Origin of the sequence: Bradyrhizobium sp. IC4060 (assembly GCF_020193715.1) — a bacterium.
Classification (GTDB): domain Bacteria; phylum Pseudomonadota; class Alphaproteobacteria; order Rhizobiales; family Xanthobacteraceae; genus Bradyrhizobium; species Bradyrhizobium yuanmingense.
On record NZ_JADYVJ010000006.1, the window covers coordinates 251,684 to 274,337 of the forward strand.

A 22,654-nucleotide genomic window follows, 5' to 3' on the forward strand; every position below is an offset into this window, starting at 1 on the left:
GGCTGATGGTGATCAGCCGGGCTGACCCACGGGGACCGCGCGCGGCTGCGCCTGCACAGACTGCCGTGACGCCAGCCGCTCCACCTGCATCACTGCCAGCGTCAACACCACGATCGCAACCGCCTGGTGGGTCAGCGCGAGATCGATCGGCACCTGGTTGAGCAGCGTGAGGATGCCGAGCACCGCCTGCATGCTCACCGCTGCGAACAGCCACAACGCGCCGCTCGCGGCCGCACCTGCACGCGAGCGCACCGCGTCGATCGCATGCAGCAGCGCCAGCACGATCAACACGTAGGCGGTCATGCGGTGCTCGAACTGCACCGTCAGCACATTGTCGAACATGTTGCGCCACCACGGCGTCTCGAACCACAGCCGTTCCGCCGAGGGGATGAGCGCCCCATCGATCTCAGGCCAGGTGTTGTAGGCCCGCCCGGCACGCAAGCCCGCGACCAGCGCACCGAAATAGATCTGCACGAAGGTCACCGCGAGCAGCACCGCGCTCGTGAACCGCAGCCGAGCCGGCGCCGCGATCTGCGGCCGCTGCTCGAGCCGCCGCACCGTCCAGACGATCCCCGCGAAAATCAGGAGCGCGAGCGAAAGATGCGTCGCCAGCCGATATTGCGACACCTCGGTGCGTTCCGTCAGGCCCGAGGCCACCATCCACCAGCCGACCGCCCCCTGGAGGCCGCCGAGCGCAAACAGCAGCCACAGCCTGCGCTTCAGCTCACCCGACAGTCCGCCGCGCCAGAGGAAGAACAGGAACGGCAGCAGATAGGCGACGCCGATGAAGCGGCCGAGCAGCCGGTGGCTCCACTCCCACCAGAAGATCGTCTTGAACTCGGACAGGCTCATGCCTGAATTCAGCTCGCGATATTGCGGGATCTTCTTGTAGGCCTCGAACGCCTCGGCCCATGCCGCTTCCGACAGCGGCGGAACACTGCCCGTGACCGGCTTCCATTCGACGATCGATAGGCCCGATTCCGTCAGCCGTGTCGCACCGCCAACCAGCACCATCAGTGCGATCAGCGCGGCCACACAGATCAGCCACCAGCGCACGGCGCGATGCGGCTCGGATGGGGCGGAATTCGTCGTCATTTCAAGGACAAAACCAAGCCTGTGGCGAAGAGACTTGAACCCGGTTGAGTGCCCCTTATAGTCCCCCGCTCCCGCAGCGCAAGTAACGCGAAAGCCTTAAAGTTCCCGCCATGACGATCCGCACCCGCAAGTTCCTCGGCGCCATCCTGCTCCTGGTGCTGGCCACCGTTTGGGCCCTGCTCGGCATGGCGGCGGCGCAGATGCCGTGGATCGCCGAATCCGGCTGGCGGCAGGCGATCTACTACGTCGTGGTCGGCATGGGCTGGGTGCTGCCGGCGATGCCGATCGTGAGCTGGATGCAGCGGCCCGATCGCCTCAGGTCTGGCTCGTAGCGCTCCCGGTCGGCCGCACCGGCGCAAAAGCGGCGCCCGACACCAGCACGCGCAGCATCCGCAGCGAGCGCACCCGCCCGTCCCAGGAGATGCGCGGCAGTGCGCGCAAGTTCGTCCGTCCCTCCGCCTCCACGATACCCGGGATCGTCGAGGCCGCGCTGGCGAAGCCCGCCTGCTCCGCCATCACGACGTGGCTGCGCCGGAACGAAGCGCGGTCGCCGAACGGATAGGCGAAATGCCTGATCTCGCGGTTGAAAGCCGATTCCGCCACGGCCTTGCCCATCGTCATCTCGCGCAGTGCGGCCGCGTCCTTCATGTTGGCCAGCATCGGATAGTTCACCGTTGCGCTGCCGATCGTCACGAGCGGATCGCCGGCGAGCCTGGCGAGGTCCTCCCAATCCATCGACGCCTCGCGCGAGAGCGCGGCGAGGTCGATCCGGTAGCGCGTACAGAGATCGGCGATCGCGGCCGACAGATCCGCCGGCGGCAGCGAGCGCAGCCAGCTCTCCAGATGCGAGAACAGCGCCTGCTTCCCGGCCTTGTCGGCGACCGTGAAGCGCTGCTCCTTGTCGCCCATCATCAGGTCGATGCGGCTCTCGCGCGCGATCACCTGCTCCAGGGCGAGCCACCAGGCCTCGCCGACGCCGTCGGGAAAAGCGGTCGGCACATAGATCGTAAAAGGCACGGCGTGACGCGCCAGCACCGGATAGGCGAAGGTGATGAGATCCTTGCCGGCGCCATCGAAGGTCAGCGCCACGAAGCGACGCTTCTCCGGCAGCATCACCGCGCGCCGGCAGACCTCGTCCATGCCGAGAAAATCGTAGTTCCACCGCTTCAGCGCGCGGATGGCGCGATCGAGGAATTGCGGCGTAATCTCGTGCTCGCGCAGCGGCTGAAATCCGCGCCGCCGAGGCCGCACGTAGCGGAAACGCAGGATGGCGCCGGCACCGCGACTGCGCAGCATGGCCTGGCCGGTGAACCAGGCCAGCTCGAGGCGCAGCCGTTCCAACCATCTGTCGTCGGAAGCCAAAATCCCACCCTTCGCGCGCGCCGGCGGTCAGTTCCCTCGCCCCAGTCATTACCCTTTGTTGACCTTTGTTTGCAAAGGTCGGCCACGGGCCGAAATACGTATTCTCGATTTCTCGACAGGTTTCGCGAATGACCATGGCTGCGGCGATGCAAAGCCGGACGGCAGAAGCGCCAGCGCGGTCGAGAGCGAGCCGTATCGCGCGAGTGGAGATCGTCACGGATCTCGCCGAGGCCGAGGCGGTCTGGCGCGGCTTCGAGGCGAGCGGCCATCTTTTCACGCCCTACCAGCGCTTCGACCTGCTCGACCCCTGGCAGCGGCTGGTCGGCGCCCGTGAAGGTGCCCGGCCGTTCATTGTGATCGCCCGCGACGCCGATCGGCGCCCGCTCCTGCTGCTGCCGCTCTCGCTGCGGCAGGGCCACGGCGTGCGCACCGCCGGCTTCATGGGCGGCAAGCACACCACCTTCAACATGGGCCTGTGGAACGCCGAGTTCGCAGCAGAGGCCGCCAGCGCCGATCTCGATGCACTGCTTGCGCCGCTCGGCGAGCACGCCGACGTGCTCGCACTGACACAGCAGCCCGAGCGCTGGCACGACCAGCAGAACCCATTTGCAGCCCTGCCGCGGCAGCGCCCGATCAACGGCTGTCCGCGATTGGTGATGGAGCCGAGCGGCCCGCCGGCATCGCGGATCAGCAATTCCCTGCGCCGACGCCTCAAGAGCAAGGAGAAGAAGCTTCAGTCCCTCGCCGGCTACCGCTATCACCTGGCGACGTCCGAGGCAGACATCATCCGCCTGCTCGACTGGTTCTTCCGTGTCAAGCCGGCGCGGATGGCGGAGCAGAAGCTGCCGAACGTCTTCGCCGAACCCGGCGTCGAGCAGTTCGTCCGCAGCGCCTGCCTCGCGCCGCGCGGCGAAGGTCATGTAATCGACATCCATGCGCTGGAATGCGACGAGGAGGTGATCGCGATCTTCGCCGGCGTCGCCGACGGCGAGCGCTTCTCGATGATGTTCAACACCTACACGATGTCCGAGCACGCCCGCTACAGCCCCGGCCTGATCCTGATGCGCTACATCATCGACCGCTACGGCGAACGCGGCTACCGCTCGCTCGACCTCGGCATCGGCTCGGACGATTACAAGCGGATGTTCTGCAAGGACGACGAGGCGATCTTCGACAGCTTCGTCCCCCTGACCTCGCGCGGCAAGCTCGCGGCCATGGCGATGTCCTCGCTCAGCCACGGCAAGCGGCTGGTGAAGCAGAACCAGATGCTGTTCGACATGGCCCGCCGGCTACGGCAGGCGTTCGGGTAGCTCTTTCCACTTGCACGGCTGTCTTCCCTTCTCCCCTTGTGGGAGAAGGTGGCGCGAAGCGCCGGATGAGGGTATGCCTCCGCGAGCTCGAATGGAAAGGTGAACTCGCGGAGAGATACCCCTCACCCGTCTCGCCGCTAACGCGGCGAGCCACCCTCTCCCACAAGGGGAGAGGGTAAGAAAGCCTACGCCGCCACCACGCGCGGCGTCTCGGCGGCATCGGACGGCTGCACCGGCTTGCTCAGCATCGCCACCGCGCTGAAGCCGACGGCTCTAAGCTGCTCGCACATCTGCGCGCGCGCATCCGCCGCCATCGACGCATCGGGCACCACGACGGCGCGGGCATGGGCCGTCAACAGGTCGGCCGGCAGGTCCGAGGCGCTGCCGGCGTCGATCAGCACGTGATCGTAAGCCCGCAGCAGCGCGTCGATCGCGAGTGCGACGCGCGGCGACTGCAGCAGGCTGCGGTCGAAGCCGGGACGGCCGGCCATCACCAGATGCAGCCGCGACAGCTTGTCCCGGGTGATGACTTGCGCGAACGAGGCCTCGCCCTGCATCAGCTCGGCAAGGCCGGGAGCCTGCGCATCGGCGGAGACTGCGGCAATGGTCGGCGAGGAGGCGGCGAGATCGACCACGACGACGCGTGCATCGCGCGCCAGGTTCCGCGCCAGCGTCAGCGTCGACAGCGTGATGGCGTCGCCCGGCGCCGTGCCGAGCACCGTAACCTTCTTGGCCGCAGCGCCCGCGGCACGCAGATCGTCGGCCAGACGCTCGATTTCGGCGAATTCACTCGTATCCAAATCGGCCGCCATCTCCGGCTGCAGCGGCGCGGGCTCCGCCAACACCGGATCGAGCATTGGTTCGCCGCCCCTGTCGACCACGGGCTCGATGGCCCGCTGAACGACCAGCGGCTCCTCGCGCACCGGCGTCTGCGCGGAGCCCATTGCCGCGCCCGGCGCGGTCTGGCGCAGCAGCTCGCCGGTGACGACGACGCCGGACGAGAGCAGCAGCGTTGCGATCGTTGCGATCAGCACGATCGGCAGCTTCTTCGGATAGGCCGGCGTGTTCGAGACAATGGCGCGCGAGATGATGCGGCCGTCGGTCGGCGCCGTGTCGATGGTCTCGCGGGTGTTGGCCTCGCGGTACTTGGCGAGATAGGTCTCGAGCAGATCGCGCTGCGCCTTGGCCTCGCGCTCCAGCGCACGGAGCTGGACGTCCTGGCCGTTGGTGGAGGCCGCCTGCTTCTTGAGCTGCTCGAGGCTCACGGTGAGGCCATCGACCCGACCGCTGGCGATCCGGGCGTCGTTCTCGAGCGAGCGCGATATCTTGGCGGCTTCGTCTCGAATCTGATTGTCGAGGTCGCCGAGCTGCGCCTTCAGCTCCTTGATCCGGGGATGATTGCCGAGCAGCGTCGACGATTGCTCGGCGAGCTGCGCCCGCAGCGTCACCCTCTGCTCCGACAGCCGGCGCATCAATTCGGAGTTCACGACCTCGGACGCCTCGATCGGCTTGCCGCTCTGGAGCATCTCCTTGATCAGCCGTGCCTTGGATTCCGCATCCGCCTTCATCGAGCGCGCATTGTTGAGCTGGGTATTGACCTCGCCCATCTGCTGGTTCGACAGCGTGGTGTTGTTGGTTCCGACGAACAGGCTGGACTTGGAACGGAAGTCCTCGACCCGCGCCTCGGCGTCCGAGACCTTCTTGCGCAAACTCTCGATCTCGCCGGCCAGCCATTGGCTGGCGTTCTTGGCCTGCTCCTGGCGCGCGGCCTGCTGCAGCACGAGATAGCCGTCGGCGATCGAGTTGGCGACGCGCGCGGCGAGCTCGGGATCGGCGGACTGGAATTCGACCACGATCACGCGCGACTTGTCGACGGCGTAGGCCGAAAGTCGCTCGTAATAGGAATCGAGCACGCGCTCTTCCGGCGTCATCGCGAACGGATCGCGGACGATACCGACGAGCGCGGCAAGCGACTTCAGCGGCGAGATGCCCTGCAACACCGGGTCGAATTCGGGGCGCTCGGCGAGCTTGTTCTTCTTGATGATCTCGCGCGCCAGATCGCGCGACAGCACCAGTTGCACCTGGCTGGTGACGGCCTCGGCATCGAGCGCCTGCCGCTCCTCGGTGCGGTCGCTGTTCGGACGCAGGAACACGTTCTCGCGGCCGTCGATCAGAATCCGGGTTTCAGATTTGTAGCGCGGCGTGACGAGATTGACGATGGCGAGCGAGGCAACGAGCGCCAGCACCGTCGGCACGATGACCCAGCCGCGCTTGCGCGCCAGGGCCGCACCGAGCGCGTGCAGGTCGATGTCGCCGGATTCGACCTGCCCAGGCTTGGCGATGACAGGCGCGGGCTTCGCTTCGATCTTGGCCTCAACCTTGGCTTCGATCTTTTCGGCTTCCGCTTCGCGTTTTTCGGCCCTCGTTTCGCTCTTCGGCGCAGCTTCGCCTTTGGACTTCGCGACGGCCCGCGCGATCACAGCCTTGTCCTTGCCGGCACGCCAGAACGCTAAACGCATCGAACACTCCCGCAGGGCAATGCTGCGACTCTACCTCAACCGGGGCGATTACACTCCATTAAGGTTGCCGCTGGGTTAATCGTGACGACCCGCGCCTTGTGCACGTCGACCCGTCACCGTTTGTTAACCACGAGGCCCCTTAATCCATCTCGATTTTTCACGAGAATTGTTCGGCAAGTCGCCGTCGAGCTGGTTTTGATCATGCCCCCCTCTCCCGACCGGCCGCTTCGCATCCTTCACGCCGTGCGCGCTCCGGTCGGCGGCATCTTCCGCCACATCCTCGACGTCGCCAACGGCCAGGTCGACCGCGGCCATCATGTCGGCATCCTCGCCGACAGCCTCACCGGCGGCGAGCGCGCCGACAAGGCGCTGACCGAGCTTGCGCCGCGCCTGAAGCTCGGCGTCCACCGCATGGCGATCCGCCGCGAGCCGTCGCCCGATGACGTCCTGGTATGGCTCCGCATGCGGCGGCTCATCGCCACGCTCAAGCCCGACGTGCTGCACGGCCACGGCGCCAAGGCCGGTGCCTTCATCCGCATGCGGCGGCGCTCGGACGACACGATCCGGATCTACACCCCGCATGGCGGCTCGCTGCATTATCCGCTCAACACCTTCAAGGGCGAGTTCTACGCGCGGCTCGAACGCGCGCTGATGGGCTCGACGGACCTGTTCCTGTTCGAGAGCGTCTTTGCCCGCGACACCTATCAGCGCATCGTCGGCATGCCCAAGGGCGTGGTGCATTGCGTCTTCAACGGCGTGACGCCGGAGGAATTCGAGCCGGTCATAACCGCCGAAGATGCGACCGACCTCTGCTACGTCGGCGAGTTCAGGCACATCAAGGGCGCCGACCTGCTGGTCGATGCCGTGGCGCGCCTGCACGAGGGCGGCAAGAAGGTCACGCTCACGCTCGGCGGCGACGGCGAGGAGACGGCCGCGCTGAAGGCGCAGGTCGAGCGGCTCGGCCTGGCGAACGCCATCCGCTTCATCGGTCACGTCAAGGCGCGCTACGGCTTCTCCAAGGGGCGGCTGCTCGTCGTCCCCTCGCGCGGCGATTCCATGCCTTATGTCGTGATCGAGGCCGGGGCCGCGGGCATTCCGATGATCGCATCCAAGATCGGCGGCATTCCCGAGATCCTGGGCGTCGACAGCCCCGCACTGTTCGGCCCGAGCGATCCCGAGGCCATGGCGGAGGCGATCGCCGCAGCGCTGGACGATCCGCAAACCACCGCGCAACGCGCACTTTCCTTGCGCGAGCGCATCTCGGCGCACTTCTCGCAAGCCGCGATGGTCGAGGGCGTGCTCGCCGGCTATCGCGACGCATTTGCCAATCATTAACCATCCTTAAGTCCAGCTTTAGAGAATCTTCCGATTTGTTCGATAATCGAAGCGCCAGGGTATGCTTGCCCGGGCGCGCAATGCCGTGCCGCGGGTTCTGGAATGGACGTGAACGCCCGTGGAACCGCTCAACGCACGCTCGATGCTCGATGCCGCGGCCAGCGCTGCGGCAAAGCCTGCTGACCAGCCCTTCGTGGAGCGCCGTCGCCGGCTCTCGCCTGCCGCGCTCGACGTAGTCAAGCAGAAGGTCGCCCGCGCCTATTCGCCGATCGTGATCGCCGGCTTCGTGCGCCTTGCCGATTTCGCGCTGCTGAGCCTCGTCGGCATCGCAATCTATCTCGGCTACGTCATGCCGCTCGCGGGGGCGTTCAGCTGGATCTATCCAGCCGAGGTCATCGCCGTCGCCATCGCCGCCGTGGTCTGCTTCCAGGCTGCCGACATCTACCAGGTGCAGCTGTTCCGTGGTCAGCTCCGGCAGATGACGCGGATGATCTCGTCCTGGTCGTTCGTCTTCCTGCTCTTCATCGGCATCTCCTTCTTCGCCAAGTTCGGCAGCGAAATCTCGCGGCTGTGGCTCGCCGCCTTCTACTTCCTCGGACTCGCCGCGTTGATTGCCGAGCGCCTGGTGCTGCGCGCGCTGGTCCGCGCCTGGGCGCGCCAGGGCCGGCTCGACCGCCGCACCATCATCGTCGGCTCCGACAGCAACGGCGAGCAGCTGGTCGAGGCGCTGAAGGCGCAGGAGGATTCCGACATCCACGTGCTCGGCGTGTTCGACGACCGCAACGACAGCCGCGCGCTCGACACCTGCGCCGGCGCGCGCAAGCTCGGCAAGGTCGACGACATCGTCGAGTTCGCCCGCCGCACCCGCGTCGACCTCGTGCTGTTCGCGCTGCCGATCTCGGCGGAGACCCGCATCCTGGAGATGCTGAAGAAGCTCTGGGTGCTGCCGGTCGACATCCGCCTCTCCGCGCACACCAACAAGCTGCGCTTCCGGCCCCGCTCCTATTCCTATCTCGGCGAGGTGCCGACGCTCGACGTGTTCGAGGCGCCGATCACCGATTGGGACCTGGTGATGAAATGGCTGTTCGACCGTATTGTCGGCAGCCTTGCGCTGCTCGCAGCCCTGCCGGTGATGGCGTTGGTTGCGCTCGCGGTGAAGCTCGACAGCCCCGGCCCGGTGCTGTTCCGACAGAAGCGGTTCGGCTTCAACAACGAGCGCATCGACGTCTACAAGTTCCGCTCGATGTACCACCATCAGGCCGACCCGACCGCCTCGAAGGTGGTGACCAAGAACGATCCGCGCGTCACCCGCGTCGGCCGCTTCATCCGCAAGACCAGCCTGGACGAGCTGCCGCAGCTCTTCAACGTGGTGTTTTCAGGCAATCTGTCGCTGGTCGGCCCCCGCCCGCATGCGGTGCAGGGCAAGCTACAGAGCCGACTGTTCGACGAGGCCGTCGACGGCTATTTCGCCCGCCACCGCGTCAAGCCGGGCATCACCGGTTGGGCCCAGATCAACGGCTGGCGCGGCGAGATCGACAACGAAGAGAAGATCCAGAAGCGCGTCGAGTTCGACCTCTATTACATCGAGAACTGGTCGGTGCTGTTCGACCTCGTCATTCTCCTGAAGACGCCGATCTCGCTGCTGACCAAGAACGAGAACGCGTATTGAGTTTCTCTGTCATGCCCCGCGTAGGCGGGGCATCCAGTACTCCGTAGCGCCAGTGGTTTCCACGATAGGCGCCGCGGAGTACTGGATCGCCCGGTCAAGCCGGGCGATGACGGCTGTGTTGTGGCGCATGAGTTGCGTAAGCGTATGAGCGTGTGATGGCGTATGCGGCGACAGCCGGTGGAGTGAACGTAGCCGCACCGGGCGTGCTGGCGTTGCAGCGCGCGCTGGTGTGGCTGGTCGGCGCCTCTGGCGCCATCGTCTTCATCGAGCCGAGCCCCTACGAGATCGCGACCCTGCTCGCGACCGTCGCCTTTTTCGCCACCGGGCTGCGGCTGCGGCTCGTGCTGATGCCGCTGCTGTTGACGCTGATCCTGCTCAATGTCGGCTACACCATCAGCGCGATTCCGCTGTACGAGCGGACGGGGGTGGTGAGCTGGATCGCGACCTCCTGGTACATGGCGGTGACCGTGGTGTTCTTCGCCATGGTCATCTCCGAGGACACCGAGGCCCGGCTCGACATGCTGCGCCGCGGCCTCGTGGTCGGCGCTATGATTGCCTCGCTGCTGGCGATCGCCGGCTACTTCCACCTGGTTCCCGGTGGCAACGACCTCTTGACGCTCTACGGCCGCGCGCGCGGCACCTTCAAGGACCCGAACGTGCTCGGCGCCTACCTGATCCTGCCGGCGCTGTTCGCGCTTCAGAGCGTGGTCTCCGATAAATTGGCCAAGGCATTCCGCAACGTCATCGCCTTCGGCATCATGTCTCTGGCGATCCTGCTCGCCTTCTCGCGTGCGGCCTGGGGCGGCCTGGTGCTGACCTCCGCCTTCATGCTGGCGCTGATGGTGCTGACCAGCCGCACCAACGCGCAACGCTCGCGCATCGTCATCATGGCGATCGTCGCCGCGGTGCTCGGCCTCGCGCTGATCGCCGTGCTGCTGTCGTTCGATTCCACGGCGGAGATGTTCAAGCAGCGCGCGAGCTTCGGCCAGAGCTATGACGAAGGCCGCTTCGGCCGGTTCGGCCGGCACATCCTGGGTGCGGAGATGGCGCTCGATCTGCCGTTCGGCATCGGTCCACTGCAATTCAACCGCTACTTCCCCGAGGACACCCACAACTCCTACCTCAACGCCTTCATGTCCGGCGGCTGGCTCTCCGGCGTGTGCTATCCCGCGCTGGTGTTCACCACCGTCATCATGGGTTTCCGCCACGTCTTCATCCGTGTGCCGTGGCGGCGCGCCTACCTCGCGATCTTTTCCGCCTTCCTCGGCACCGTCGGCGAAAGCTTCGTGATCGACACCGACCACTGGCGGCACTTCTGGATGATGCTGGGCGCAGTGTGGGGGATGATCGCAGCCGCGCAAGCCTACAAGCTCAGGTCCGGCGAGGGCGCTTCTTCAGCTTGAGATCCGGCCGCTTTTCCGGCGGCGTGTCGAGCAGACCTTTCAGTGCCTCGGTCGCCGCGAGCGTGCCCTTGTATGCTTCATTGGAGAAGCGAAGCAGCAGCCGCAATTCCTCGTCGGAATAGCCGTTGCAGACGTTCTCCATCGCCTGCTGCATCGGCACGTAATACTGGCCGAGGCCGGCGATCGCCTCCGGCACGACCGTGATGAAGACCTTGCGACGATCCTTCTCGTCTCTTTCGCGCCGCACCAGGCCCGCCTTTTCGAGCCGGTCGACAACACCGGTGATGGCACCGGTGGTCAGGCCGGTGACCTCGGCGAGCCGCCCTGCCGTGACGCGGCCTTCGAGATACAGGATGTCCATGCATTCGAGATCGGAATTGGCAATTCCGGCAACGTTGGCAACGGTCTGTCCGTAGAGCACGCCCTGCGCGGAGGACCTGCGCATGGCGTCCTCGAGTTCCTGCAGCAGCGCAGCGCGCGCCTTCGTCCTTGACAAGGCCCACCTCATCTCTTAGGCAATATATATCTTAGTCACTAAGATAATTAGTGACCGTAATTTCTCCTAGCACCACGGAAACGTCGGGAGCAAGCCATGGCCCACCGTCCCCGCAAGGCGCTGATCATCGGCGCCGGCATCGCCGGCCCCGTCGCCGCGATCCTGCTGCGCCGCGCCGGCATCGAATCCGCGATCTACGAGGCCTGGCCCTATTCGAAAGGAATCGGCGGCGGCCTGCAGATCGCACCGAACGGCATGCATGTCCTGGAGGAGATCGGGCTGGCGAAGCAGCTGATCGGCCACGGATCGGTCGCGGAAGCCTTCGACTTCTATTCGCAGGACGGCGAGAAGCTCGGCTCGATCAACCGCGACCTGGCGCGGCGCTTCGGCCAGCCGGCCGTCAACATCGCGCGCGCCACGCTGAACGAGATCCTGATCGACAAGGCCTGGTGCGCCTCTGTCTCGCTCTATTTCGAAAAGCGCCTGATCAAGATCGAGGATCGCGGCGACCAGCCGATCATCGCCTACTTCGCCGACGGCACCACCGCCGAAGGCGACTTCCTGATCGGCGCCGACGGCGTGCACTCGGTCGTGCGCCGCCAGGTGGTGCCTGACGGCCCGCAGCCGTTCGACACCGGCCTGATCGGCTTCGGCGGCTTCGTGCCGCATGCCGTGCTCGACGGCAGATCCAGCGGCCAGCACGTCGAAACGACCTTCGGACAGAGCGGCTTCTTCGGCTACGGCTATTGCAGCTCCGATCCGAAAGACGGCGTGATGTGGTGGAGCACGCAGCCGGCGCACGGCATGGACGCGGCGACGTTCCGCGCGCTCGACCATGCGACGCTGAAGCAGCATCTGCGCAGCTTCCATCACGGCTGGCATGATCCGATCCCCGCCATCATCGAAGCGGCCGAGAACATCGTGGTCACCGACACGCTCGACGTCGCGACACTGCCTACCTGGTCGCGCAAGCGCTCGCTCTTGATCGGCGATGCCGCGCACGCGACCAGCCCCCATGCCGGCCAGGGCGCCTCGCTGGCGCTGGAGGACGCGTTGCGCTTCGCGCGGCTGATGCAGGAGGGCCAGGAGCTCGGCGCCACCTTCCAGGCCTTCGAGGCCGAGCGCCGCCCGCGCACCGAGAAGATCGTCGCGATCGCCCGCCGCAACGGCAACAGCAAGCGCGAGTTCAGCGCCACCGGCGCCTGGATGCGCAATCAGATGCTGAAATGGCTGCTGCCGCTGGGTGCCAAGGGCATGGACTTCATGTACGCGTATGATGCCAGGGCGGTGTGACAGAGACGGTGCCGTAGGGTGGGCAAAGCGCAGCGTGCCCACCACCGAGAGATGGTGGGCACGGCGCGTTGCGCCTTTGCCCACCCTACGAGAGCCAACCTAGCTCTCCACTTTGAACGTCAGCCCGGCATTGTCCTGCAGCCGCTTGATCAGCTTGTGCTGCATCGCTGCGCCCGGCGTCCAGAAGCCGGCGGGAACGTCGCTCGCATCGCGCAGCAGGCAGATGGCGCATTCGGAGATCATCTTCGAGGTCGAGCCGTAGCCGGGATCGCGGTCGCCGGTGACGCCGGCGCGGACCATGCGGCCGTCGGGGGCGATCGCGACATAGAGCAGGTTGAACAGGCCGTTCTCCCGCTCCTCCTTCGACGGCCCCTCGCCCGGCTTCGGCGCGTTCGGGCCGGTCTTCTCGGCATTGGCCGCCATCACGCGCTTGGCGTTGGCCTCGCCCTTCTCGCCGGGGCCAGTCAGCACCATCTCGTCGTAGACGAAGTCCTTCCCGTAGGGAAAGCCCATCAGCATGTTGGAGCGATGGACGTTGCGGGTGTTGATCAGCGCCATCATGAACGGCGCGGCCCAGGATTGCAGGTCCTCCTCGAAGACCGCCCTGTTGCCCTTGGGCTGCTTCGGGCCGGTGAAATCAGGCGTCAGCGCGAAGTGGTCGTTGAGGATGGCGACGAGGCTGAGGTCTTTGGCGACGGCATCGAAGGTCGCCTTCGCGCTCGCCGCGGTGCCGCCTGACAGCGTGCCGCGCATGTCGCGCACGCGGCCCTTCACGCGCGGGGCCGGCGCGCCGAACACGCGCTTTGCCTCCTCCTGCACGAAGAAGGTGCCGAGCTCGAACGGCACGGAATCATAGCCGCAGGAGAACACGATACGCGCGCCGCTCGCCTTGGCCGCCGCCTCGTACTTGTCGATCATCTGCCGCATCCAGACCGGCTCGCCGCAGAGATCGAAATAATCCACACCCGCAGCGACGCAGGCAGCTAACAGGTCCTCGCCGTAGAACTGGTAGGGCCCGACCGTCGTGATCACCGATTTGGTTTGCGCCACCATCGCCTTCAGCGACGCCGCATCCGACGCATCCGCCACGATCAGCGGCGTGTCGGCCGGCGCGCCGATCGCATCGCGCACCGATTTCAGCTTGTCGAGGCTGCGGCCCGCCATCGCCCATTTCAGCGCCTTGTCGTCCTTGTAATGCGCCGCCAGATATTCGGCGACGAGCTGGCCGGTGAAGCCGGTCGCGCCGTAGACGACGATGTCGAATTTCGCAGAGCTCATGATCGGCCTTTACTTCTTCGCGTAGCTCACGCCCATGCCGGCACGGACGTCGCTTTGAATGCCATAGGGCGGGATCGGGTAGCGCAGGCCGTTCTTCGCCAGCGCCTTCATGCCCTCGATTGCCTTGGCGAGATGCGAGGGCTTCAAGGCCATCAGCATCTCCTCGTCCGGCACGCCGCCATAGCGCCGTTCGGCATAGCATGGCAAGGACAGGCTGGGCTCCCCGGTCTTGAGCGCCCGCCCCCAGGAATCCGCGCAGGCGGTCTCGCCGACCACGCCCCATTCGAACTTCTTGTAGCCGGTATATTGCAGCCCGTTGATCAGGATGATCATCTGCCCCGGCGTCGCATAGACGAGGCAGATATCGGGAGGATCGAGCCGGCCGCTCGCGAGCGGGCTGACGGCGAGCGCCTGATAGTGCCCGAACGGAACCACGTCCAGCGCCGCCTGGCGCTTGCGCGCGTCCTCCGCCGTGCCGTGCCAGACCCCGACATAGTTTTCGCCGGCGAGCCATTTCTCGTCCTGCGGCGCAAGACCGATCACCGCGCGGCATTGGGCGCCTACGAGATCGTCGGCGGTGATGCCGACGGTCCAGCCCAGGCGCGCAGCCATGCTGACAATCTGATCGGTGGTGTGAATTGCGTTCGGGCGGCGGATCTTCGGGATCGCCTCCATTTCTGCGACGCTCGCGAACAGCTTCATGCCGATCACGTTCGTCTTCAGCCGCAGCAGGCTGTTGAGATCGGCGACGAGGCCGGCAAGGTCGATCCTGCCCGTACTCTGCTGTTGCATGGCTTCCTCCGCGCCGGCGATGGTGCGCCGCGTATTCTTGTTTTGCGGCTTTGTTCTAGTCCCTGCCCGGTCCCGGAAGCAACTCGGAGATCCTGCCCATCAGACGGTAAGCGGTAAGACCGATCCACTCGCGCACCGCAACTTCGGTTCGTCTCAAGCCGTCCGCGCCCATGTTGGTGAAGGAGAATAGATCCTCACGTCCTCCCATCCGCCAGTCCACCGGATAGGCCTCGACGTCAAATCCGGCCTTGCGGAAGATTCCCATCGAGCGCGGCATATGGAAGGCCGACGTCACCAGGAGCCAGCGCTCGCCGGGCTTTGGCGATACCAATTGCTTGGTGAAGATCGCATTCTCCCAGGTGTTGCGGGAGTTACGCTCGAGGATCAGGCGGTCCTTCGCGATGCCGAGATTCTCCAGGATCGGCGCGGAATAGTCGGCCTCCCTGGCCTCGCTCGACACCAGGTTCGCGGAGCCGCCGGTGAAGACGATGCGCGCATTGGGGTAGCGGCGCGCAAGCTCGGCCGGCGCAAACAGACGATCGGCCGCGTGCGCGACGACCGGCGTGCGATGCGCCGCCGACAGATCGGTGTCGACCGAGCCGCCGAGCACGATGATGCCGTCGGGCGCGCCGCGCGAGGCGTCCCACGCCGGGAAGCGCGACTCCAGCGGGTAGATCAAGAGATTGCCGAGCGGCGAGAACGCCGCGAGCGCCAGCAGCACCAGCGTGGTCACGGCAAGCCGGCGGCCAAACGCGGCAAAGCGCGTCGCCATCAGCACGACAGACACAATTCCGAGCTCGACCAGAAGATTGATCGGCAGCAGCGCGACGCCGATGGTCTTGGAAAGAGCGAAAAACAGAGGAGCCTCGCTGGAATGATCGTGCCTGCCATGCGCGGGCTTGGTCGGCACGGCCTTGTTCGGAAATCCTTCTTGAAAGAGGATCGATCGCCGGGTCAAGCCCGGACCGATCAAACCAACCGGACGCGGCAAATGACCCATCATCACCTGCATTCCAGCCCCGAAACCTGCCATTGGGGCTTCTTCGAAGCCGCACTCGAGCCCGTCCTCACCGTGGCCAGCGGCGACGAGGTGACGGTCGACACCATCAGCGGCGGTCCCGACATGCTGCCTGATCGCGACAGGTTTCACATTCCGCCCGAGATGCACCAGGTTCATGCCAAAAACGAGCGCATGCTGCCGGGCCACATCCTCACCGGTCCGATCGCGGTCGAAGGGGCCGAGCCCGGCGACGTGCTCGCGGTCGAGATCCTCGACGTGCAGCTCCGGCAGGATTGGGGCTGGAACATGATCAAGCCGCTGTCCGGCACCCTGCCCGACGATTTCCACAAGACGCGGATCCTGAACATTCCGCTCGACCGTACCAGGATGGTCGGCCGCATGCCGTGGGGCCTCGACCTGCCGCTGAAGCCGTTCTTCGGCGTGATGGGCGTATCGCCGCCGCCAGCCTGGGGCCGCATCTCCTCGCTGATCCCGCGCGCGATGGGCGGCAATCTCGACAACAAGGAGCTCGGCGCAGGTGCGACGCTGTATCTGCCGGTGTTCGTGCCGGGGGCAATGTTCTCCTGCGGCGACGGCCATGGCGTGCAGGGCGACGGCGAGGTCTGCGTCACCGCGATCGAGACCGCGCTGCAGGGCCGCTTCCGCCTGACGCTGCGCAAGGACCTGAAGCTCGACTACCCCCGCGCCGAGACGCCGACGCATTACATGACCATGGCGATGGACCCCGATCTCGACCAATGCGTGGTGCGCGCGCTCCGCGACATGATCGCGCTGCTCGGCGAAACGCGAAATCTGTCGCGCGAGGATGCCTACACGCTGTGCAGCCTCGCCGCCGATCTCCGGGTGACCCAGACCGTCAACGGCGCCAAAGGCATCCATTGCATGATCGAAAAGGCGATCGTGCACGGCTGAGCCGCCGCGCCCTTTCCTGACCTGCCGACATCACGCCGCCGCCCGGTCTTCCCGGCGGCGCGTCGTGATGTGTCCGATTCTCAAGCGATTCCAATCACGTGAGCTTCCGCCCCAGCGCTGATTTGACTTCCACCCCCCAACCTAAATAGAGTCTTAATCGTTACTTTTATGTACCCGAGTAAGAGGCTAGCGTTCGGGCCATGGCCACCGAAAAAGCCGAGACTGACCGCATTCCCGTAACCTTGGCGCTCTCGACCATCGCGTATCTGGAGAAGCTGGTGAGACAGGGCACCCACGGCACCAGCGTTCCCGGCGTCGCACGGACATTGATCGAGGAAGGCATCCGTCTCGCCATCAAAGACGGTCTTCTGTCGATCCGCGACAATGGCAGGACGTGAGCGCGCTCGGTACGTGAGGCGGACGGATCTCGAGACCGCGGATGGCCGACATCTGCAACCTGGGATCGCCGACAAATGCCTGTTCTCTCACCGACCTGGACCGACGAACGAATCGAACTCCTGAAGCAGCACTTCGAGGCCGGCCTCTCCTGTCGCGAGATCGCCGCCGACATCGGCGTCAGCCGCAACGCGGTGATCGGCAAATTGTCGCGGCTGAATCTGACGCGCGGCCGGACGGTCGACGACCGAAAGGTCCAGGACAAAGGCCTGGCGCCGGCGCGGATGCGCAAGGCCGTGCCGCGGCTGCAATACGAGATGCTCGCCACGCTCTATGGCGAGACCGATGCGCCGGTGTTTGCCGGCCCGATCGACGAGGCCAACCGCTGCTCGTTGCTAGAGCTGTCGGAGAATCGCTGCCGCTGGCCGATCTCGACGCCGGGCGCAGCCGATTTCTGCTTCTGCGGCAACACGGCGCCGGACGGCCAGCCCTATTGCGCCGGCCACAGCCGCCTCGCCTACCGGCCGCCGGCGCGCACCCGCGTGATACGCGGCTGATGTTGCGGGCATCTGGACAACAAAAAACCTCCGGCGGGGCATCGCCGGAGGTTTCTGGAGGCTTAGCATGAAGCTAAGAGCCGCAACTTTCGTATCTGGCTGGCAGTGATATAGCTTAGTAGCTCAAGTAAGTAAATAAGTTTGACACGACGGAATCGCATGGCTCGCCTTCGTGTTCCGCAACGGCATTCGATTTTCCGAAACTCTTGCCCATGAAAAACCCCGGCGGTTTCCCGCCGGGGGTCTCCGATCGATTTGCGGGATCGAGGATCAGAAGTTGCGCTGAGCGCGCAGCAGCATGCTCACCGAGTCCTGGTCCTTCAGCTCGTACACGGCCGCCGGCTTCGCAGCGCTGGCAATGCCCGGGCTCGCGATGAAGCCGGAGTACTTCTGGTCCAGACGCGACCAGCTCAAGTCGGCAGTGAACGCCAGGCCCTTGACCGGGGTCCACACGGTGTTCACACCGACCACTGCGAAGTTGAAGTCCGGATTACAGGTCGAACCGGCCAACCCGATTGCGGCGAAGTTGGTGCAGATCAGGGCCTTGCCCGTGTTGCCGTACTTCAGCTGGGCGTAGCCACCGTAGATGGCGCTGGCCCAGTTCGGGCTCCAGTTGTGGGTATAGCCGCCACGGAAGCCCCAGGTCTTGACGGTATCGATGCCGGTACCAGTTCCGAACACGCCGTCGGCGAGACCGGCGAACCCGGTGCTCTGATACGCGCCGTTGCCGCTGCCGCTGAACATGAAGAAGCTCTGCGGGAACAGGCTCTGGAAGTTGTAGCGGGTCGCACCATCGGTGTAGACGGCCTGCAGGTTGATGACGTCACCCGCGCCGGTCGGGATGTTCTTGATCGACAAGGCGCCCTGCACGGCCCAGCCCCACTTGTCGGAGGGATGACCGGTGACTTCAGTCGCGCCGTAATAGGCTGAATGCAGCTCATGGGCCGCGACCGAGATCTGCGCCAGACCCCAGGCCTGGTCGACACGAACCTGACCGATCACCTCGGGCATGCGCGTGCCGCCCCAGGCGCTGGCGCCATAGACGCCGGTCACGAACTGCGCCGCCGTACCCGACGACACGTTCCAGAGGTTCGACTGACCATTGTTCGCCGAGGTCTCGTCCTGCAGCGCGAACGAAGCAGTGATGCCCTGGCCGAAGTCAGCCGTGTAGGCAACCTGGTTCACGCCGTTGACGTGGTTGGAGCCGCCCGGAAGGGTATCGGGGCCGCCGGCCGGATAGCTCTGCCAGGGAGCGTCGAAGATCGAGACCGTGCGGCCGAAGGTGAAGCCCGCGAACTGGATGAACGCATGGTAGAGACCGAGCGAGGCCGAACTGGTCGAGAACGCCGACGGGTTGCTGCCGGTGACGTTCGTGGAGTCGTAGCTGACGACCAGGTCGGCGTAGGTGCGAACAACGCCGTATTCGGTCGCCGTGCGGGTATCGACGTTGAAGTCCAGACGAGCGCGGCTGTAGTAGTAGTTGGTCAGACGGTTGTTGGACCCGCCGTTCACACTGCTCGAGCTGTTCCTGAAGCCATAGTCGCCGCCGCCGCCGAGAAGCATGTCAGCGCGGATGTAACCACCAAACTTGATGCAGGTATCGGTGCCCGGCATGTAGTAGAAACCCGCGCCGTAGAGCGAGCAGATCTTCACGTATTCGACTGCCTTGGCCTTGACCGGAAGATCAGCCGCCTGAGCTCCACCAACGGCGATCAGTCCCGCCGCAGTGCCGAGCAAAAGGCTCTTCACCACTTTCATTTAAAACCTCCAAGTTGCTCATTTCACGGAGACCGGACCGTGAGGCCCCCCAGATCCCCGTCTCTTCATCAAATCCGCTCGGCCGCTTCGCGTTTTCGGACGTACCTGCATTCGCGAGGGACGTGAGCGAACCACCTGCAACGGGACGATCGAGAACCCCCCACCGTCGGGATCAATATGCCCGCGCCGTTCCGTTAATCAAAATAGTTTATTAGATCAGCTTTGTGGTTTCACTAACCCTGTGGCCGCAACGCAACAGCGGTGTTGAGCCAAAAAGCCTGATCGGGTCATATTTGTAGTTTTCGTGACACCATTACCCTGCTCTGCACTTGCGTCAGAGCAGAGTTGCGTGGACTATGCCCGCCGAAAATGAGCCGGAAAGAGAATCAGCTTGCGGGAGTGACGCTGTGTCCGCGACGAGGAAGGAAGGCGCGCGCCTGCGCACCATCGGCAACCTGGATATCATCAGGCGATTCACCTGGGAGATATCGTCGATCAACATGTATCTCGAGGAGCTGCGTCAGTTCTGGGCGAGGACGCTCGGCATCAGCGGACCGCAATGGCTGATCCTGATGGCCATCTCGGACCTCGACAAGGACGACGGCATTCCGGTCAACGTCGTGTCCAAGCTCCTCCACGTCGATCCGTCCTTCGTCACCACCCAGTCCAAGCTGCTGGAGAAGAAGGGCCTTTTGCGCCGCCGCCCCTCGCCGACCGACGCGCGCGTGGTCCGGCTATCCCTGACCGAGAAAACGCAGAAGCACCTGGCGAGCCTCAACGAGCAGTACAAGACCATCAAGGAATTCGTCTTCCAGGAGTTCGACGAGGCCGAGCTCGCCGAATTCACCACCAAGCTCGCGACGCTGAAGACCCGGCTGGAAAAGGCCTGCGTCCGCCTCAGCCTGGACCTCTGACGGCTCGCCGCTAGATCCGCCCCGCGCCACGGAGCCGCGATTCCAGCCAGTCGAATATATATTCGTTGGCAAGGCTCGGATTGTCGGCATGGGCCTGCGCGGCGCCGGTCTCCGCCGCGGTGAACACTTTCAGCGTGACATCCGAGCTGCCGAGCCGGGAATTCCGGACGAGCTGACGCGCCCGGTCGGCCTTGAGCCAGCCGTCCTCCCCGAGCGTGATCAGCACCGGGCAGTCGGCGCTGGAGGCCATCAGCGGCGCATGCGGCACAGGGACGATGCTGACGTCGCTCATCGCGAATCGGCTGGCGAAAAAGGCCCGCTCGTGCAGATCCCACAGGCCGCCGTCGCAGACGGCGGCGGCAAGCCGCGGCTCCTGCAGCACCGCGCGCGCCACGAAGGACGAGCCCCAGCCATCGGCGATGATCCCGACCCGCGCGAAATCGACGTCCTGCCGCATCTCCAGATAATCCATGACGCCGGGGATCGCGCTCTCGAGATCCTGGCGCCGCAATAGCGCCTCGAGAAAATCGTCGCGCTGGTCGCCGAACAGGTCGAGCGCCAGCATCGAGAAGCCACGCTCGCGCGCGTGCGGCACGAGCTTGAACAGAAATTCTTCCTTGCGGTGGCCGGGCTCGCCGATGCAGATCACGGTCGGCGCCGGCTCCTTCCCCGATGGCGCAGGCAGGAAGTATCCCTGCAGCGAGTGCCCGTCGAGCCAGGGTATCGTCACCACCTCGCCGGCCGGGCTGCGCGCGGCGAGATAGCGGCGCGCGCATTCCTGCATGGCCAGCACGGCGACCCAGCGGCGCTCGTCGGCGGGATCGAGCGGCATCGCTGCGGCACCATAATAGTTCATGGCGCGCAGCCAATTGCGCTGCGCACTGGCGCGGTGGCCCTCCGCGAACGCGGTCTCCGCGCGCTGCCGATTGGTCTGCGCCAGCTTCTTCCACTCGCGGTGCCAGGAGCGGTCGTCGCCGCGCTTCAGCTGCCGCGCGATCATCAGGCATTCCGCGATCGTGGCGCCGCCCTCCTGGGCCGCCGCGAGCAGCCGCGTGAACTCAGCTGAAATGTCCTCTCGCTCCGGGCAAAAGGTCCAGTCGTCGGAGAGGCAGGCGGGCATCATTGGGAGCTACGCTCTAATCGTCGCGTTACCCCGATTGACTAAACCATTTCAAGTCGCCGACCAAGCCGGCGCGCGTGTCATTACAGGCATGTGAGATCAACATCGCTTGAACATCGTCATGACGGATGGGTGACATTCCAACAGCTCATAGTGCGCGACGAACATTGGCAGCAGCTGACACATAGAATTGTCCGAGCATCTCTTGCCATGACGACCATCATAGCCATATTAGCGCGCCTCGTTGGCGCGCTAACGAATATGACCCCTGGCGGCGGCGTGCGCGCACGCCTCTCCTTCGAGACGGCGCTGACGTGCCTCCTCGGGTGCGATGGGTGGGCGCCCCGGCAGCGGCCTCAACCAAGCCGCCAGCCGACCTCCTGCGTAAAACTTTCGAAGAAGGCGCGGTCATAGGCCTGCTCCGGCGCGGCGCGCACGCGCTCGTCGAGAAGCTTGGCGTCCTCGCCGACCAGAATGCGCCACCGCTCCGCCTTGACCCCGTCGAGGATGATCTTGGCGGCTTCTGCCGCCGTCGTCGGCGCATCCTCCAGGAAGCTGCGGGCGCGCTCGGCGAACGCCGCCTGGATGTCCTCGTCCGACATCCCGTCGGCATCCGGCACGCCGGCCGCGACCATGCGCTTGCGGGTCAGCGCGACCTCATCGGCATTGAGCCGCTCCGAGCCGTCGGCGCTCTGCACCTTGCGCGAGTTGGAGACGATCGAGGTGCCGATATGGCCGGGCATCACCACCGAGCATTTGACGTGCGGCGCATGCAGGCGCAAATCGTTGATCAGCGCTTCGGTGAATCCCTTCACTGCGAATTTGGCCGCACTGTAGGCGGTGTGCGCCTGGTTCATGCCGATCGAGGCCCAGAAGCCGTTGACGCTGGCGGTGTTGACGATGTGGGCTTCGTCCGCGGCCACCAGCATCGGCAGGAAGGTGCGCACGCCGAGATAGACGCCGCCCCAGCAGATGTTGAAGGTGCGCTCCCATTGCTCGCGGGTGTTGGTGAACAGGCTGCCGCCGCCGCCAATGCCGGCATTGTTGAACAACAGATGGATCCTGTCGGTCTGCTGCTGCTCGGCGAGCTCATCGCGAAAACGCTTCAGATGGTCCTCGATCGCGACGTCGGCGACGTGCGTCGTGACGCGCAGCCCCTGCGGCAGCTTCTCGGCCTCGCACAGCCGCTTGGTCTCGGCCATCGCGGCCTCCGAGACGTCGCACATGGCGACGTTGCAGCCCTCGGCCACGAGCTGCCGCGCGAGCTCGCGCCCCATGCCCGTGCCGCCGCCGGTGATGACTGCGATCTTTCCAGCAAAATCCTTCATGGGACTTCGGTCCCTCCCCTTGTCGGTGTGTTTCTTGGTCACGGCGCCGCTGACCGCGGCGCGCGCAAACTGTAGCAGCGCGACATCCGCGGGTAA

Annotated in this window: 20 protein-coding genes; 10 read left to right on the forward strand and 10 right to left on the reverse strand. The window is 65.3% G+C overall.

Features of this window, described 5'->3' with window-relative positions; genetic code table 11:
• Nucleotides 1-12: 12 nt before the first annotated feature.
• The gene (locus I6F16_RS21725; RefSeq protein WP_036039101.1) at nt 13-1,095 is read right to left on the reverse strand and encodes a COX15/CtaA family protein; all 1,083 of its coding nucleotides are present in this window, start codon (nt 1,093-1,095) and stop codon (nt 13-15) included.
• Nucleotides 1,096-1,205: 110 nt separating this feature from the next.
• On the opposite strand from I6F16_RS21725, the gene I6F16_RS21730 reads away from it, so the two are divergent.
• The gene (locus I6F16_RS21730; protein ID WP_036010340.1) at nt 1,206-1,427 is read left to right on the forward strand and encodes a DUF2842 domain-containing protein; all 222 of its coding nucleotides are present in this window, start codon (nt 1,206-1,208) and stop codon (nt 1,425-1,427) included.
• On the opposite strand, the gene I6F16_RS21735 is transcribed toward I6F16_RS21730, so the two are convergent.
• A complete protein-coding gene (locus I6F16_RS21735) occupies nt 1,411-2,457 on the reverse strand; it encodes a polysaccharide deacetylase family protein (RefSeq protein WP_225113083.1) in 1,047 nt (348 codons plus the stop codon). The two genes, I6F16_RS21730 and I6F16_RS21735, sit on opposite strands and share 17 nt — an antisense overlap.
• A gap of 128 nt (nt 2,458-2,585) precedes the next feature.
• Here I6F16_RS21735 and I6F16_RS21740 point away from each other — a divergent pair, with 128 nt between their 5' ends.
• Complete coding sequence (locus tag I6F16_RS21740) at nt 2,586-3,767, forward strand: GNAT family N-acetyltransferase (RefSeq protein ID WP_225113082.1); 1,182 nt, start codon at nt 2,586-2,588, stop codon at nt 3,765-3,767.
• 185 nt (nt 3,768-3,952) lie between these two features.
• Here the strand turns inward: I6F16_RS21740 and I6F16_RS21745 are convergent, their stop codons facing one another.
• On the reverse strand, nt 3,953-6,286 hold the full coding sequence (locus I6F16_RS21745) for an exopolysaccharide transport family protein (RefSeq protein WP_225113081.1): 2,334 nt from the start codon (nt 6,284-6,286) through the stop codon (nt 3,953-3,955).
• A 201-nt stretch (nt 6,287-6,487) separates the two neighbouring features.
• Here I6F16_RS21745 and I6F16_RS21750 point away from each other — a divergent pair, with 201 nt between their 5' ends.
• The 3 genes from I6F16_RS21750 (at nt 6,488) to I6F16_RS21760 (ending at nt 10,693) form a co-directional block, all read left to right on the forward strand.
• Entirely contained in the window at nt 6,488-7,621 is a 1,134-nt protein-coding gene (locus I6F16_RS21750) for a glycosyltransferase family 4 protein (RefSeq protein WP_225113080.1), read from the forward strand.
• Nucleotides 7,622-7,739: 118 nt separating this feature from the next.
• Nucleotides 7,740-9,290 (forward strand): undecaprenyl-phosphate glucose phosphotransferase, encoded by a 1,551-nt coding sequence (locus I6F16_RS21755; protein ID WP_225113079.1) that lies wholly within the window; start codon nt 7,740-7,742, stop codon nt 9,288-9,290.
• 155 nt (nt 9,291-9,445) lie between these two features.
• On the forward strand, nt 9,446-10,693 hold the full coding sequence (locus I6F16_RS21760) for an O-antigen ligase family protein (RefSeq protein ID WP_225173985.1): 1,248 nt from the start codon (nt 9,446-9,448) through the stop codon (nt 10,691-10,693).
• Here the strand turns inward: I6F16_RS21760 and I6F16_RS21765 are convergent.
• Entirely contained in the window at nt 10,662-11,138 is a 477-nt protein-coding gene (locus I6F16_RS21765) for a MarR family transcriptional regulator (protein ID WP_050995948.1), read from the reverse strand. The two genes, I6F16_RS21760 and I6F16_RS21765, sit on opposite strands and share 32 nt — an antisense overlap.
• A gap of 147 nt (nt 11,139-11,285) precedes the next feature.
• Between I6F16_RS21765 and I6F16_RS21770 the strand changes: the two genes are divergently transcribed.
• Complete coding sequence (locus I6F16_RS21770; protein ID WP_225151832.1) at nt 11,286-12,482, forward strand: FAD-dependent monooxygenase; 1,197 nt, start codon at nt 11,286-11,288, stop codon at nt 12,480-12,482.
• 99 nt (nt 12,483-12,581) lie between these two features.
• On the opposite strand, the gene I6F16_RS21775 is transcribed toward I6F16_RS21770, so the two are convergent.
• Genes I6F16_RS21775 through I6F16_RS21785 form a run of 3 tightly spaced genes read right to left on the reverse strand, consistent with a single transcriptional unit; the run spans nt 12,582 to nt 15,375 of the window.
• Nucleotides 12,582-13,760, reverse strand: coding sequence for a saccharopine dehydrogenase NADP-binding domain-containing protein (locus I6F16_RS21775; protein ID WP_225113076.1), 1,179 nt, complete (start codon nt 13,758-13,760; stop codon nt 12,582-12,584).
• 9 nt (nt 13,761-13,769) lie between these two features.
• The gene (locus I6F16_RS21780; protein WP_225113075.1) at nt 13,770-14,552 is read right to left on the reverse strand and encodes a DUF169 domain-containing protein; all 783 of its coding nucleotides are present in this window, start codon (nt 14,550-14,552) and stop codon (nt 13,770-13,772) included.
• A gap of 55 nt (nt 14,553-14,607) precedes the next feature.
• Nucleotides 14,608-15,375 carry a YdcF family protein gene (locus I6F16_RS21785; RefSeq protein ID WP_036010382.1) on the reverse strand — a complete coding sequence of 256 codons (768 nt, stop codon included), beginning with the start codon at nt 15,373-15,375 and terminating at the stop codon, nt 14,608-14,610.
• 168 nt (nt 15,376-15,543) lie between these two features.
• Here I6F16_RS21785 and I6F16_RS21790 point away from each other — a divergent pair, with 168 nt between their 5' ends.
• The 3 genes from I6F16_RS21790 (at nt 15,544) to I6F16_RS21800 (ending at nt 17,438) form a co-directional block, all read left to right on the forward strand.
• Nucleotides 15,544-16,485 (forward strand): acetamidase/formamidase family protein, encoded by a 942-nt coding sequence (locus I6F16_RS21790; protein WP_225113074.1) that lies wholly within the window; start codon nt 15,544-15,546, stop codon nt 16,483-16,485.
• A 200-nt stretch (nt 16,486-16,685) separates the two neighbouring features.
• Nucleotides 16,686-16,883 (forward strand): hypothetical protein, encoded by a 198-nt coding sequence (locus I6F16_RS21795; protein ID WP_024341172.1) that lies wholly within the window; start codon nt 16,686-16,688, stop codon nt 16,881-16,883.
• Nucleotides 16,884-16,958: 75 nt separating this feature from the next.
• Nucleotides 16,959-17,438 carry a GcrA family cell cycle regulator gene (locus tag I6F16_RS21800; protein ID WP_225113073.1) on the forward strand — a complete coding sequence of 160 codons (480 nt, stop codon included), beginning with the start codon at nt 16,959-16,961 and terminating at the stop codon, nt 17,436-17,438.
• 270 nt (nt 17,439-17,708) lie between these two features.
• Here I6F16_RS21800 and I6F16_RS21805 read toward each other — a convergent pair whose 3' ends face one another.
• Nucleotides 17,709-19,196, reverse strand: a complete 1,488-nt coding sequence (locus tag I6F16_RS21805) for a porin (RefSeq protein ID WP_109143549.1) — start codon at nt 19,194-19,196, stop codon at nt 17,709-17,711.
• Nucleotides 19,197-19,603: 407 nt separating this feature from the next.
• On the opposite strand from I6F16_RS21805, the gene I6F16_RS21810 reads away from it, so the two are divergent.
• A complete protein-coding gene (locus tag I6F16_RS21810; RefSeq protein WP_036010395.1) occupies nt 19,604-20,110 on the forward strand; it encodes a MarR family transcriptional regulator in 507 nt (168 codons plus the stop codon).
• Between the two features lie 10 nt (nt 20,111-20,120).
• On the opposite strand, the gene I6F16_RS21815 is transcribed toward I6F16_RS21810, so the two are convergent.
• Together I6F16_RS21815 and I6F16_RS21820 are read right to left on the reverse strand one after the other, a co-directional pair.
• Complete coding sequence (locus tag I6F16_RS21815; protein WP_036010398.1) at nt 20,121-21,233, reverse strand: alpha/beta hydrolase; 1,113 nt, start codon at nt 21,231-21,233, stop codon at nt 20,121-20,123.
• Between the two features lie 353 nt (nt 21,234-21,586).
• Nucleotides 21,587-22,558, reverse strand: coding sequence for an SDR family NAD(P)-dependent oxidoreductase (locus tag I6F16_RS21820; RefSeq protein WP_036010412.1), 972 nt, complete (start codon nt 22,556-22,558; stop codon nt 21,587-21,589).
• Between the last annotated feature and the right edge of the window lie 96 nt (nt 22,559-22,654).